This window comes from Phenylobacterium sp., from assembly GCF_016124325.1.
Taxonomy (GTDB): Bacteria; Pseudomonadota; Alphaproteobacteria; order Caulobacterales; family Caulobacteraceae; genus Phenylobacterium.
This window is the reverse complement of record NZ_WGNY01000035.1, coordinates 15,109-29,224: the sequence shown is the minus strand read 5'-3', so window position 1 is coordinate 29,224 and position 14,116 is coordinate 15,109. Positions and strand designations below refer to the sequence as shown.

Sequence of the window (14,116 nt, the reverse complement as noted above, 5' to 3'; positions counted from 1 at the left end):
CGTCGACACGACGCTGAACACCGGCGCCCTGCGCACGAAGGGCATCGACTTCAACGCGTCGTACCGGACCGACCTCGACATGATCGGGATCGAGAACGGCGGCGGGATCAACATCAGCTTCGTCGGCACCTGGCTCGACACGCTGGAAACCCAGACCCTGCCGGGCGACAGCTACTACGACTGCGCCGGCCTGTACGGCATCGTCTGCGGCGTGCCGAACCCGACCTGGCGTCACAAGGTCCGTCTGACCTGGAACACCCCGTTCGAGCTGGGCGACTGGGTCCAAAGCCTGGGCCTGTCGCTGCAATGGCGCCACTTCAACAAGGTGACGCTGGACTCGTACGACAGCGATCCGGCGCTGAACAACACGGCCATTCAGTACGAATCGGACCGTGTGCTGGGTTCGCGCGACTACATCGACTTCACGGCCACCTGGACGATGAAGGACAACCTCAACTTCCGCCTGGGCGTGAACAACATCTTCGACAAGGATCCGCCGCTGACGGGTTCGTCGAACTGCCCGACCGGGCCCTGCAACGGCAACACCTGGCCGCAAGTGTACGATGCGTTCGGCCGGTACGCCTTCATCGGCCTGAGCGCGGACTTCTAAGCCGCAAGGTCGAAGCGACTGGAGTTGGGGGGCGGTGGAGCGATCCACCGCCCCTTTCTCTTTTGGGGGATCGGCCGACTTTCCGGCGGCTCGGGCGTCAGGCCTTGCGGAGTGCGAGGCGCCAGCCGACCACCTCGCCCCGGCGATCCCGCTCCTCGGCCTTGGGCTCGACCGACAGGCCCAGGCGCGTTGCGCGGGCCAGGAAGGCCTCGGCTCCTGCGTCGTCCAGCGCGGCGGCCAGCTGGCTGCGCTGCCGCTGGCGCCAGGCCGCGTTGGTCTCGGCGGCATGGTCCAGCCGCGCCAATGCGCTCCGGGGTTCGTAGCGGGCCATGTTGCGCGACAGGTCGTCCAGATAGCCCACGAAGGCGCGGACATGGTCGAACGCGGGATCGGGCGCCAGGCGCGCGGCCATCCGCTGCACGGCCTGGGCGAACGCGGCCTCGGCGTCGCGCCGCGCGCCCAGCGGCAGGCCGTTGGCGTGGGCCGCGAAGGCGCGGCGTGCGTGTCGCATGCCCGCGCCGTCGCCCACCACCTGGTCGAAGCCGGCCAGCTGGCCGGCCGCCGCGCGGGTCACCGCGCTCTGGGCATGATGGGCCAGGATCAGGGCGCGGCCGCCAGGCTTCAGCACGCGCGCCAACTCCGCGAGCGCGGCGCGGACGTCGGCGTATTCGATCCCGAACTGCGAGGTCGCCCCGTCGAACGATCCCGCCTCGAACGGCAGCTTCTCCAGGGCCACGCCGCCCGTCAGGGTGAAGCCCTCGTCCGAGCGGCCTTCGCTGGGGCCGAGGTCGGCATAGTCGACGCCGACCACCTCGAACCCGCGGCCCGCTTCGCGCGAGACGGCCGCGGCCAGGCGCGCCACCGAACCGCCGCCCGTGGCCAGGTCGATCAGCCGCGCGCCGTCCTCGAAGGTTTCGAAGAACGCGCGCCAGAGCGGCTCCGGGTCGTAGGGCGCGGCGCCCTCGCCGCCGGCGCCCGTCATCACCTCGACCCGCCCGGCGCGCCAATAGTCGCTCCAGTGCCAGCCTGGGCGCTTGTCGGCGGACGACGCTCGGGCCATGGCCAGTTCCCGCTCCCGGTTCGAGTGACGGGCCCGGCGTAGAGCATGGCCGCGCGGAGGCCAAGGCCGGTGGAACTGGCCGGGACCGGTGGGTAGGATCGCCTCCGAGCGCGGAGAGCAGGCTTGAGCGACTGGAAGATGCGACCGATCCGGGTGGGCGTGGGCTCGTTCACGCCGGCCGCGAAGCCGGCGCCGGCGGCCGAGCCGTCCGAGGCCCGGTCCTGGCGGACGCTGGGCGACCAGCGCCGCCTCGCCGGCGACGTGCGCGGCGCCGACGTGGCCTACGCCCGCTTCATGGCCGCGGTCGTGCGGGCGCCCGAGTTGGTCGCCGCCGCCGAGGCGATGGCGGCCGAGCGCTTCGCCGACGCCTACGCCCTGCTCCAGCGCGCGCTGGCTCAACGGCCGTCGGACGCGCAGGCGCTGTGGCTGATGGGCGAGGTCGCCACGCGGATGGGCCGCCTGCCAGACGCCGAGCGGCTGCTGGCTCAGGCGCTCGGCATGGCGCCCGACCAGTCCCCGATCCGCTACGCCTACGCCATGGTGCTGAACTGGCGCCACCGGAACGTCGAGGCGCTGGCCGAGGCCGAGCGGCTGCTGCAGGCCGAGCCCGCCAATGTCGTCTACCAGCACCTGCGCGCCTCGTCCCTGTTCCGCCTGGGGGAGGACGACGAGGCGGCGAACGCCTACGCCGCGGTCCTGGAGACCCACCCGGACCAGGCCCTGACCTGGATGAGCTATGGCCACACGCTGAAGACCATCGGCCGCCACGACGAAGCCGTCGCCGCCTATCGGCGCAGCCTGGAGCTCGATCCGAAGCTGGGCGAGGCCTGGTGGAGCCTGGCCAACCTCAAGACTGTGCGGTTCGGCCCCGACGATCTGGAGGCGATGGAGGCGGCGGCGCGCCGCGACGACCTGCCTTCGCCCGATCGCCTCCAGCTCCATTTCGCCCTCGGCAAGGCGCGCGAGGACGCCCGCGACGATGCGGCCGCCTTCGCGCAGTACGAGAAGGGCAATGCGGTCCAGCGCGCGCGCCAGCCCTACGAGGCCGACGAGCCCACCGCCCAGGTGCGCCGGACCAGGGCGCTGCTGAACCGCGCCTTCTTCGCGGCCCGCGCGGGCCAGGGCTCGCCGCGGCCGGATCCGATCTTCGTCCTGGGCATGCCGCGGGCGGGGTCGACGCTGGTGGAGCAGATCCTCGCCAGCCACTCGGCCGTCGAAGGCACCCAGGAACTGCCCCACCTGCCCGCGCTGGCCGCCCGGCTGGGCGGCCGCGCCCAGCGGGAGTCGGAGAGCGCCTATCCCGACGTCCTGGCCGCGCTCAGCCCGGCCGAGCTGGCGGCCCTGGGCGAGGAGTATCTGGCCCGGTCCGAGCGGCATCGCCGGCTGGGGCGGCCGCACTTCATCGACAAGCTGCCCAACAACTGGATCCACACGGGGCTCATCCACCTGATCCTGCCGAACGCGAAGATCGTCGATGCGCGCCGCCACCCGCTGGGCTGCGGCTTCTCGATCTTCAAGCAGCACTTCGCCACGGGCCAGGCCTTCGCCTACGACCTCACCGACATCGGCCGCTACTACAGCGACTACGTCGAGCTGATGGCCCACTTCGACGCCGAGCTGCCCGGTCGCGTCCATCGGGTCATCTACGAGCGCATGGTCGCCGATCCCGAGACGGAGGTGCGCCGTCTGCTGGACTATTGCGGCCTGCCGTTCGAACCCGGTTGCCTGAAGTTCTACGAGAACGACCGGGCTGTCCGCACCGCCAGCTCCGAGCAGGTGCGCCGGCCGATCTTCACCGACGCGGCCGAGCATTGGCGCCGCTTCGAGCCCTGGCTGGACCCGCTGAAGGCCGCGCTAGGGCCGGTGCTGGACGCCTATCCCGACGCGCCGTCCGAATAGGCGTACGTTGCGCGCCGCTGGCCGCTAGGCTAGGCCGCCAAATTCGGCATGCGGATCAAAGGTCTGGAACGTTGAGCGATTGGAAGGTCGGACAGATCAGGTTCAAGGGCGGCTACACGCCGGCCCCGCAGGCGGCGCCGCGCCCGGCCGCACCGCCCGTCCGTGACGCCGAGGCCGACCGCCGGCGGCTCGCCGAGATCCAGGCCGCCGCCCAGGCCCGGGATTTCCCGCGAGCCGTGGCCCTGGCCGAGGAGGCCTTCAAGGCGGGGATCATCCACCCGATGGTGCTGAACCTCGCCGCGCTGAAGGCCGAGCAGGACGGCCGCTTCGACGACGCGCTGGCCGTGCTGCAGGAGGCTATCGCGCTGGCGCCCGACGACATCGGCGCGCGCAACGCCATGGGGCTCGTCCTGACCCGCATCGAGCGCTATGCCGAGGCGCTGGCGGTCTTCGACGGGGTGGTGAAGCTGCAACCCGGATTCGCCGGAGCCCACTGCGCGCGGGGAGCCTCGCTCGAGGCGATGGGGCGGCTCAAGGAGGCGGAGGCGGCCTACCGCCACGCCCGCGACCTGCAGCCCGAGAACCTCGGCGCGCTGCAGGGCTTGGCCAACCTGCTCAGCCGCCGCGGCGCGCACGCCGAGGCCCGGCCGCTGGCCGAGGCGGTGCTGGAGGCCGAACCGAACTTCCCGGACGCGGTGATGGTGCTGGCGGCGGCGGACGCCGCCGAGGGCCATGGCGAGCGCGCCCAGCGCCGCCTGGAGCTGCTGGTCGGCGACGACCGCCTGACGCCCCAGCAGCGGGCGCTGGCCCAAGGCCAGCTCGGCGACGTGCTCGACGCCCAGAACCTGCCGGCCGAGGCGTTCCAGGCCTACGCGGCCTGCAACATGGGCCTCTGGCGCGCCTACGCCCCGGTCCACGGCGAAGGCGTCGGGGCGCTGGAGTTCGCCCGCGCCATGCTGGAGGAGCTGGAGGCGATCCCGGCCGACGCCTGGGCCGCGTCGCCCGGCTCCGGGGCTCCGGCTGAAGGCGCGCCCCGGGCGCACGTCTTCCTGCTGGGCTTTCCGCGCTCGGGGACGACGCTGCTGGAGCAGGTCCTAGCCAGTCATCCGGACGTCGAGGCGCTGGAGGAGCGCGAGACCCTCACCGAGGCCCAGCGGGCGTTCCTGCGCGAGCCGGCGGGCCTGGGTCGGCTGGCCATCGCCGGCGAGGCCGAGCTGCAGCCGCTGCGCGAGGCCTACTGGGCCCGCGTGCGGGCCGAGGGGGCGGAGCCCGCCGGCAAGGTCTTCGTCGACAAGCATCCGCTCAACACCTTCCGCCTGCCGCTGATCCTCAAGCTGTTCCCGGACGCGAAGATCCTTTTCGCCCGCCGCGATCCGCGCGACGTGGTGCTCTCGTGCTATCGCCGCCGCTTCGCCATGAGCGGTTCGGCCTACCAGCTCCTGACCCTGCCCGGCGCGGCCGGCTACTACGACGCGGCCATGCGGCTCGCCGAGCGACTGGAGCCCGCCATGGCGCCGCGCACGCTCGTCGTGCGCCACGAGACGCTGGTGGACGACTTCGACGCTGCGAGCCGGGAGGTCTGTGACTTCCTGGGCCTGGGGTGGACCGAGGCCATGCGCGACTTCACCGCCCAGGCCCGCGACCGCGCCGTGGCGACCCCGAGCGGCGCCCAGCTTTCGAAGGGCCTGAGCGCGGAAGGGGTGGGCGCCTGGCGGCGCTACCGCGACCAGCTCGCGCCGGTGATGGCGACGCTCGCGCCCTGGGCCGAGCGATACGGATATCCCGCCGAATGACGCTGACGCGCCGGCACGCGGCCGAAACGATCCTGGCCGGTCTTGTCGCCGGCTGCGCGACGGCGCCGCCGCCCCGCGAGCCGGTCCTGTCGATCAACCTGGCCCGCACCCAGCCCGACGAGGCGCCCGCCACCGGCACGCGGCTGGAGACCGCGTTCGACGAGGCGCTGCGGATGACCGTGCCGGTCTACCTGAACCGTCGCGGGCCGTTCCAGTTCGTGATCGACACCGGGGCCAACCGCACCGTCGTCGGCGAGGAGACGGCGGCCCGCTGCCACCTGGAGAGCGACGGGGTCGCCCCGGTGCACGGCATCGCGGGCGTCCAGCCCGCGCCGCTGGTCAAGGTTCCCCGGCTGCGGGTGGGCCAGGTCCAGTCGCACGGGCTCAGCCTGCCGGTTCTGCCCAAGGCCAGCCTGGGCGCGGACGGCCTCCTGGGCATCGACGTGCTGAAGAACCGGCGCATGCGGCTGGGCTTCCGCGGCAACACCTTCGAGATCGGCCCGTCGGGGCCGGGCGCCACCGTCGGGCGGGGGTCCGACACGCGCATCCGCGATCCCAACGCCCCGATCCGGGTGCCGGCGCGCTACCGCTCGGGCCAGCTGGTGATCTTCGACGCCGACGTGGCCGGCATCCCGGTGCGCGCGTTCCTAGACTCGGGCTCGCAGGTCACCTGCGGCAACGAGACCCTTCGCCGCCTGCTGGTCGAACGGGCGCCCGAGTTCGCCCGCCGGATGGTCCACACGCAGCTGCTCAGCGCCACCGGCCAGACCGCGCCGGCCGACCTGGCCGACCTGCCCCGCCTGCGCCTGGGCGGGATCGGGCTGAACAACATCCGCGCGGCCTTCGCCTCGCTGCACATCTTCAAGCTCTGGGACCTCGACGACCTGCCGGCCATCCTCGTGGGCATCGACGTGCTCAGGAACTTCGACGACGTGACGCTGGATTTCGGCCGCCGCGAAGTGATCTTCGAACGCCGCCGGGGAAGCTAGAGCCTTCCCGGATCAAGCGCAGATACTTGATCCGGACAAGAAGACTATATCTTTCAAGTGTGTAGAGCCCGTCCGGGCGGGTGAGCCGGTTCCCGCTTCACCCTGAAGGGTTCTAGTGGAAGGGCGTCGGGGCCAGCACCGCGCCGCCGCCCTGGCTGCGCAGCCGGGCCTCGCCGATCTGATCGAGGATCTGCTGGGCGCGCGGATCGCCGAAGACCCAGGCCGCGGCCGCCAGGGTCCGCGCCGAGGTCGCCGAGACGCCCAGCGCCTTCTCGATCGCTTCGAACGGGCCCTCGGTCGGGGTCATGCGCCGGATCGGCACGTCGCCGGTCAGGCCCGCCAGCGCCTTGGCCTTGTCGACCGCCTGGTAGAAGCCGCCGACCTCGTCGACGAGGCCCAGGGCCTTGGCCTGGGCGCCGGTCCAGACGTGGCCCTTGGCGATCTCGCGGACGCGCGCCTCCGGCAGGTTGCGGCCCCGGGCCACCCGGGCGACGAACTCGCCGTAGATCCGATCCATCCAGCCGGCGAAGGCGGCGCGCTGCTCGGGCGTGAACGCAGCGTCCATCCCGAAGGCGCCCGCATAGTCGCCGCCCACCTTGATGTCGCGGATGTCGACGCCGAAACGCGCCAGCGCGGGGCCGACGGCGAACTTGCCGCCGAACACGCCGATCGAGCCGGTCAGGGTGGTGGGCTCGGCCACGATCGCCGAGGCCTCGGAGGCGATCCAGTAGCCGCCCGACGCGCCGTAGGTGCCCATCGACACGACCACGGGCTTCTTCTTCGCCTTGGCCACCCGCACCGCGTCCAGGATCTGCTCGGAGGCGGTGTCGCTGCCGCCGGGCGAGTTGAGCCGCAGGACGATGGCCTTGACCGAGTCGGCGTCGGCGGCGTCGAGGATGGCGCCGGCCAGTTCGTCGGAATGGATCGAGGCGCCGCCGGTGAGCGGGTTCCCGCCCACGTCCTCGCCGGTCATGATCGGCCCCTCGGCCTCGATCAGGGCGATGGAGTCGCCGCTCGGCGTGTGCGGCCGCCGGGTATCGGCGTAGTCGTCGAAATCCATGGTCTCGGCGCCGTCGCCGGCCTTGGCCAGCAAGGCCGCCTCGGCCTCGCGCACCTGGCCGACCTTGTCGATCAGCTTCAGGCGCAGGGCGTCGTCGGCGAGGTAAGGGCCGGCCTCGAGGGTGGTGCGCAGGGCCGCCGCGTCGGTCTTGCGGTCGGCGGCGGCGAAGCCGAGGTTCGAGGCGTAGACCGACCCCATCCACGACAGCGTCGCCTCGCGGTGCGCGGGAGTGTAGTCGCTGTAGAGGTAGCCGTTGACCGCGTTCTTGTATTCGTAGCGCTGCTCGTACTGGGGCACGACGCCGTACTTGTCGAAGAAGCGCTTGAAGAACAGATCCTCGTTGGCGATCCCGGTGACCTGCAGCGAGGCGCCCGGCTGCATCCAGAATTCGTCGGTCGCGGCGCCCAGCATGTAGGCCGTGGTGACCACGCCGCTGGGATAGATCCCCTGGCTGTGGGCGTAGATCGGCTTGCCGGCGGCGCGGAAGTGCAGGAAGGCCAGGCGCAGTTCGTCGGCCATGCCGGGCTCGACGCCCGCCTCGGGCAGGCGCACCAGCACGCCCTTCACATGGTCGTCGGTCTCGGCGCGCCGCAGGGTCTCGATGATCGACATGACCGAGGCGCCGCCCCGGCCGATGCCCAGCAGCGGGTTGGCGCGGTCCTGGTCTGTGAGCGGCTGGCGCAGATCGAGTTCGAGCACCGCCCGGGCCGGGGCCGGCGCCGGCGCGGTGGCCGACAGCGCGAGGCTGATCAGCACGAAGGGCACGCCGATCAGGAAGATCGTGAGGCCTGCGAACACGCCCGCCGCGGTGATCAGGAACTGCTTCATGCCCTACGAGTGCCGCTTCTGACGCCGGCTCTCGCACAGATCGCGACATCCGCAAAGCCGTGGCGATCCGGCCGGCGCCAAAACCCGCCATCCGGCCTCGCTTGACATCGGTCAGTGTGCGCCGTGGGCTGTGTGCCAGACTGTTCTACAGGGCGGAGCGCGGCCGGCGTGCCGCCCGCATCTTGTATTGGCCGCCGCGCGTTCGCCGCGCACCCGACATGCTCACCGCGCGGCCAGGGCGGAGGCCGCGTGATGGCCAGTTCAACGGACGACGCCGGCGCCATGCGGGTGGCCGCGGTCGAGGACTACGAGCCCCTCATCGGCGCCGAGGCGGTCGATCGCCTGCTCGGCAAGGTCCGGCGGCTGGGCGACATGCACGTGCTGAACGTGAACTCGACCTACTATGGCGGCGGCGTGGCCGAGATCCTCTCGTCGATGACGCTGCTGATGAATTCGGCGGGTCTCAAGACGGGCTGGCGGGTGATCCAGGGCCGGCCCGATTTCTTCAGCATCACCAAGAAGATGCACAACGCCCTGCAGGGCGGCGACATCAACATGACCGAGCTGAAGACCCGCATCTACGAGGAGGTCGCCTACGAGAACGCGGTGCGCAATCACATCGACCACGACCTGGTCATCGTCCACGATCCCCAGCCCCTGCCGCTGATCCGCCACTACCGGCGAAAGGCGCCGTGGATCTGGCGCTGCCACGTCGACATGTCGCGGCCCAATCCCGACCTCTGGGACTATCTCGCCCCGATGGTCGAGGCCTACGACGCGGTGGTCCTCTCCCTGCCAGAGTACGCCCAGAAGCTGGAGACGCCGCAGCGGTTCATCGCGCCTGCGATCAATCCGTTCTCCACCACCAACAAGCCGCTCTCGGAAGACGAGATCGACGAGCGGCTGGTCCACTACGGCATTCCCACCGACCTGCCGCTGGTGGTCCAGGTCTCGCGCTTCGACCGCTGGAAGGACCCCCACGGGGTGATCGAGGCCTTCAAGCTGGCCCGCCGACAGGTCGACTGCCGGCTGGTGCTAGTGGGCAACGTGGCCACCGACGATCCGGAAGGCCAGGAGGTGTTCGCCTCGGTCTGCGGCAGCGCCGACGACCGGATCCAGGTTCTGTCGGTCCAGGACTCGGCGCTGGTCAACGCCTTGCAGCGGCGCGCCGCGGTGGTGCTGCAGAAGTCGCTGCGCGAGGGCTTCGGCCTGACCGTCACCGAGGCGATGTGGAAGGGCGCGGCCGTGGTCGGCGGGCGCGTGGGCGGCATCCGCCGCCAGATCGAGGACGGGGTGAACGGCTTCCTGGTCGATACGGTCGAGCAGGCCGCCGAGCGGATCGTGCAGCTCGTCCGCGATCCCGATCTGGCGATCCGGCTGGGCGCGGCGGCGCAGGAAACCGTGCGCACGCGGTTCCTGATGACCCGCCTGATGGAGGAGTGGGTCGATCTGATCGGATCGTTCCGCACCGAGTTTCACCTGCAGGGCGCGGCGGGGGCCTGACGCGATGAAGGAGCAAGCGATGCAAGGCGCGCATGTGCTGTGGTTCGAGGCCCTGGGCCGTGGCGACGTCGGCCGCGTGGGGGGCAAGAACGCCTCCCTGGGCGAAATGGTGAGCGGCCTGGCCGCCGCCGGCGTGCGGGTTCCGTCCGGCTTTGCCACCACCGCCGAGGCCTATTGGGGCTTCCTGGACGCCAACGATCTGCGCCCCGTGATCGGGCGCGCGCTCGACGACCTGGCGGCCGGCAAGGCGAGCCTGGCCGATACGGGCGCGGCCGTGCGCGCCGCCATGCTGCGCGGCGATTGGCCGGACGAGACGGCCGAGGCGATCCGCGCGGCCTACCGCGAGCTGTGCCGCCGTGCGGGGCGGGCCGACGCCGACGTGGCCGTGCGCTCCAGCGCCACCGCCGAGGATCTCCCCGACGCCAGTTTCGCCGGGCAGCAGGAGACCTTCCTGAACATCCGCGGGGAAGGCGCGCTGCTGGAGGCGTGCCGCCGCTGCTACGCCTCGCTGTTCACCGACCGGGCGATCGCCTACCGCCAGGCCAAGGGCTTCGACCATACGAAGGTCGCGCTTTCCGTCGGGGTGCAACTGATGGTGCGCTCGGACGTGGGCGGCGCCGGCGTGATGTTCTCGATCGACACCGAGAGCGGCTTCGACAAGGTGGTGCTGATCAACGCCGCCTGGGGCCTGGGCGAGAACGTCGTCCAGGGCGCGGTGAACCCCGACGAATACGCCGTCTTCAAGCCCTTCCTCGACGACGAGCGGCTGACGCCCATCGTCGAGAAGACGCTGGGCGGCAAGGACAAGAAGATGATCTACGCCACGGGCGAGGCGCGACCGACGCGCAACGTCCCGACCTCGGCGGCCGAGCGCGAGGCCTTCGTGCTGAACGACGAGGAGATCCTGCAACTCGCCCGCTGGGCCTGCGTGATCGAGCGCCACTACGGCCGCCCGATGGACATGGAGTGGGCCAAGGACGGCGAGACGGGCGAACTGTCCATCGTCCAGGCGCGGCCCGAGACCGTGCAGTCGCGCCGGACGAGCGCCATGCTGCGCAGCTACAGGATCAAGTCCAAGGGACGCCGCCTGGTGGCCGGCATGAGCATTGGCGACGCCGTGGTCTCGGGGCGCGTCTGCCTGATCGACAGCCCCCGCGAGATCGACCGCTTCGTGCCCGGCTCGGTGCTGGTCACGCGGACGACCGACCCGGACTGGGTGCCGGTGATGAAGCAGGCCGCGGCGATCGTCACCGACGAGGGCGGCCGCACCTCGCATGCCGCCATCGTCAGCCGCGAGCTGGGCCTGCCGGCGGTGGTGGGCGCGGGCGACGCCACCCGCGTGCTGCACGGCGAGCAGGAGGTCACCGTCTCATGCGCCGAGGGCGAGGAGGGCTTTGTCTACGAGGGGATCGCCGAGGTGGAATGCCGCGATCTCGACGTGGCGTCCGCGCCCGACACCCGGACCAAGGTGATGCTCAACATGGCCAATCCCGCCGCGGCGGCGCGCTGGTGGCGGATGCCCGCCGACGGCGTGGGTCTGGCCCGCATGGAGTTCGTCATCAGCAACCACATCAAGATCCACCCGATGGCGCTGGTGAAGTTCGACGCGCTGAAGGACGCCGAGGCCAAGGCGAAGATCGCCGCGCTGACCCGCGGCTACGCCCGCGACCGCACCGAGTACTTCGTCGACCGGCTGGCGCGGGGGCTGGCCCAGATCGCCGCGGCCTCGCACCCCGACCCGGTGATCGTGCGGATGAGCGACTTCAAGACCAACGAATACGCGGGGTTGCTCGGCGGCGCCGAGTTCGAGCCGGAAGAGGAGAACCCGATGCTCGGGTTCCGCGGCGCCTCGCGCTACTACTCGCCGCGCTACCGCGATGGCTTCGCCCTGGAGTGCGCCGCGATCCGCCGCCTGCGCCGCGACATGGGCTTTTCGAACGTGGTGGTGATGATCCCGTTCTGCCGCACGCTGGCCGAAGCCGACCGGGTGCTGGAGGTGATGGCGCAGAACGGCCTGCGCCGAGGGCAGGACGGCCTCGACGTCTATGTGATGTGCGAGATCCCGGCCAACGTGATCCTCGCGCGCGGCTTCGCCGAGCGGTTCGACGGCTTCTCCATCGGCAGCAACGACCTGACGCAGCTCACCCTGGGGGTCGACCGCGACTCCGCCGAACTGGCCGAGCTGTTCGACGAACAGGACGAGGCGGTGAAATGGATGATCCGCCGGGTGATCGCCGAGGCCCATGCGGCCGGCGCCAAGGTGGGGCTCTGCGGCCAGGCGCCCAGCGACCACCCCGAGTTCGCCGAGTTCCTGGTGGATTGCGGCATCGATTCCATCTCGGTCAGTCCCGACAGCTTCCTGGCGGTGAAGGCCAAGGTGGCCGAGCGCGAGGCCGCCATGGCCGGGGCGGCGTGAGCGAGCTGCGCCGCGATATCACGTCCGGCCAGGCGGTCATCCTCGCGCCGCGCCGGGGCGCCCGGCCGTTCGATCTGTCCGGGGCGGACCCGCGCCCGGCGCCGCTTCCGCCGCTGGACCCGCACTGTCCGTTCTGCCCGGGCTCTGAAGCCCAACTTCCGGGCGTCATCGCCGAGATCGCCGGGCCTGAGCCGCCGGGCTGGCGGGTGCGCGTGGTCCCAAACCGCTTCGCCGCCGTCGACGCGCACGAGGTGATCGTCGAAAGTCCGCGCCACGACGCCCGCCTGGCGCGTTTCGAGGAGGCGCAGGTGGAGGCGGTCGTGCAGACCTATCGCGACCGGCTCCGGGCCATGCTGGACCGCCCCGGAACCGAAGCCGCGGTCCTGTTCCGCAACCATGGGCCGGGCAGCGGAGCCTCGCTGCGTCATCCGCACGCGCAGTTGATCGGCCTGGATTTCACACCGCCCTTCGTGAAGGCGCTGGTCGAGGCCGGCGCGGCTCGCCACGACGCGGATGGGCGTTGCCCCACCTGCGAGATGCTCGCCGCCGAACTGGCCGACGGCGTGCGGGTCGTGGAGACGACGTCGGGCTTCGTGGCGCTCGTCCCCTTCGCCGCCGAGCATCCCGGCGAGGTGTGGATTCTGCCGCGCGGTCATGCGGCCTCGTTCGCCGATCTCGAGGACGGCGGCCTGCCCGAGTTCGCCGCCCTGATGCGGCGCACGCTGGCGCGCATCTCCAGAGCCTATGGCGACCCCGCCTACAACTTCGTCTTCGACGGCGCCGACCGGGCCCATCGCGACGCCGCGTTCGTCCATTGGCGTCTGCGGATCGCGCCGCGGCTGGCCGAACCGGGCGGGTTCGAACTGGGCGCGGGCATGGCCATCAATCCCTCCCGCCCGGAGGAGGACGCCGCGCGGCTGCGGCAAGCCGGCGAGGACGCGCCATGAGGATCGCCGTCTTCGAGACCGAGCCGCGCGAGGCTCCCGCCTTCGACGCCCTGAAACGCCGCCATCAGGTGACGCTCACCGACCAGCGCCTCGACCTGGACAACGCGTCCGACTTCGCCGAGGCCGAGGCGATCTCGACCTTCATCTACGGGCGCCTGGACCGCGAAGTGCTTTCGAAGCTGCCCCGGCTCAGGCTCGTGGCCACCCGCTCGACCGGCTACGACCACATCGACCTCGCCTACTGCGCCGCGCACGGGATCACCGTCTGCAACGTGCCCAGCTATGGCGAGAACACCGTGGCCGAGCACGTCTTCGCCCTGCTGCTCGCGATCAGCCACCGCCTGCGCGAGGCGATGGAGCGGGCGCGCTCAGGCGCGTTCTCGCCCGAGGGGCTCCAGGGCTTCGACCTGCAGGGCAAGACGATCGGCGTGATCGGCGCGGGCTCGATCGGCCGTCATGTGATCCGCATCGCCCGGGGCTTCGGCATGAACGCGATCGCCTACGACGTGCGGCCCGACCCCGGCCTCGCCCTCGACCTGGGCTTCGAATACGTGGCGCTCGACGACCTGCTGGCCGCCGCCGACGTGATCTCGCTGAACGCGCCCGCGACCCCGGAGACGGACCATCTGCTCGACGCCGACGCGTTCGCCCGCATGAAGACCGGCGTGGTGCTGATCAACACCGCTCGGGGCGCCTTGGTGGACGTGGTCGCCCTGGTCCAGGCGCTGCGCTCAGGCAAGGTGGCCGCCGCCGGGCTGGACGTGCTGCCCGAGGAGCCGCTGATCCGGGAAGAGGCCGAGCTGCTGAGTTCCGGGTTCGTCGGTCAGGCCGACCTCAAGGCGCTGGTCGCCGACCACGTGCTGCTGCACATGCCCAACGTGATCGTCACGCCGCACAGCGCCTTCAACACGCGCGAGGCGGTGCAGCGGATCGTCGCCACCACGGTCGAGAACATCGAGGCCTTCGCCGACGGACAGCCGCGCAACGTCGTCGCTGCGCGTTAGCGCGTCG

10 protein-coding genes are annotated in these 14,116 nt (G+C 71.4%); 8 read left to right on the top strand and 2 right to left on the bottom strand.

Annotated elements, in window-relative coordinates:
* On the top strand, nt 1-610 hold a 610-nt coding region (locus tag GC203_RS19370), incomplete at its 5' end, for a TonB-dependent receptor (protein ID WP_293458065.1).
* A gap of 97 nt (nt 611-707) precedes the next feature.
* On the opposite strand, the gene GC203_RS19365 is transcribed toward GC203_RS19370, so the two are convergent.
* Nucleotides 708-1,670 carry a methyltransferase domain-containing protein gene (locus tag GC203_RS19365; RefSeq protein ID WP_293458064.1) on the bottom strand — a complete coding sequence of 321 codons (963 nt, stop codon included), beginning with the start codon at nt 1,668-1,670 and terminating at the stop codon, nt 708-710.
* Nucleotides 1,671-1,793: 123 nt separating this feature from the next.
* Here GC203_RS19365 and GC203_RS19360 point away from each other — a divergent pair, with 123 nt between their 5' ends.
* The 3 genes from GC203_RS19360 (at nt 1,794) to GC203_RS19350 (ending at nt 6,351) form a co-directional block, all read left to right on the top strand.
* Nucleotides 1,794-3,569: a tetratricopeptide repeat-containing sulfotransferase family protein gene (locus tag GC203_RS19360; RefSeq protein ID WP_293458062.1), complete on the top strand. Its 1,776-nt coding sequence runs from the start codon at nt 1,794-1,796 to the stop codon at nt 3,567-3,569.
* Between the two features lie 71 nt (nt 3,570-3,640).
* Nucleotides 3,641-5,362 (top strand): tetratricopeptide repeat-containing sulfotransferase family protein, encoded by a 1,722-nt coding sequence (locus tag GC203_RS19355; RefSeq protein WP_293458060.1) that lies wholly within the window; start codon nt 3,641-3,643, stop codon nt 5,360-5,362.
* Nucleotides 5,359-6,351, top strand: coding sequence for an aspartyl protease family protein (locus GC203_RS19350; protein WP_293458058.1), 993 nt, complete (start codon nt 5,359-5,361; stop codon nt 6,349-6,351). The genes GC203_RS19355 and GC203_RS19350 overlap by 4 nt, the downstream gene beginning before the upstream one ends.
* A gap of 112 nt (nt 6,352-6,463) precedes the next feature.
* On the opposite strand, the gene sppA is transcribed toward GC203_RS19350, so the two are convergent.
* The gene (gene sppA / locus GC203_RS19345) at nt 6,464-8,239 is read right to left on the bottom strand and encodes a signal peptide peptidase SppA (RefSeq protein ID WP_293458056.1); all 1,776 of its coding nucleotides are present in this window, start codon (nt 8,237-8,239) and stop codon (nt 6,464-6,466) included.
* A 252-nt stretch (nt 8,240-8,491) separates the two neighbouring features.
* Between sppA and GC203_RS19340 the strand changes: the two genes are divergently transcribed.
* Genes GC203_RS19340 through GC203_RS19325 form a run of 4 tightly spaced genes read left to right on the top strand, consistent with a single transcriptional unit; the run spans nt 8,492 to nt 14,109 of the window.
* Entirely contained in the window at nt 8,492-9,742 is a 1,251-nt protein-coding gene (locus GC203_RS19340) for a glycosyltransferase (protein WP_293458055.1), read from the top strand.
* A gap of 19 nt (nt 9,743-9,761) precedes the next feature.
* The gene (gene ppsA / locus GC203_RS19335; RefSeq protein WP_293458054.1) at nt 9,762-12,158 is read left to right on the top strand and encodes a phosphoenolpyruvate synthase; all 2,397 of its coding nucleotides are present in this window, start codon (nt 9,762-9,764) and stop codon (nt 12,156-12,158) included.
* Complete coding sequence (locus tag GC203_RS19330) at nt 12,155-13,105, top strand: DUF4931 domain-containing protein (RefSeq protein WP_293458052.1); 951 nt, start codon at nt 12,155-12,157, stop codon at nt 13,103-13,105. The genes ppsA and GC203_RS19330 overlap by 4 nt, the downstream gene beginning before the upstream one ends.
* A complete protein-coding gene (locus GC203_RS19325) occupies nt 13,102-14,109 on the top strand; it encodes a hydroxyacid dehydrogenase (RefSeq protein WP_293458050.1) in 1,008 nt (335 codons plus the stop codon). Before GC203_RS19330 ends, GC203_RS19325 begins: the two co-directional genes overlap by 4 nt.
* Nucleotides 14,110-14,116: the final 7 nt, after the last annotated feature.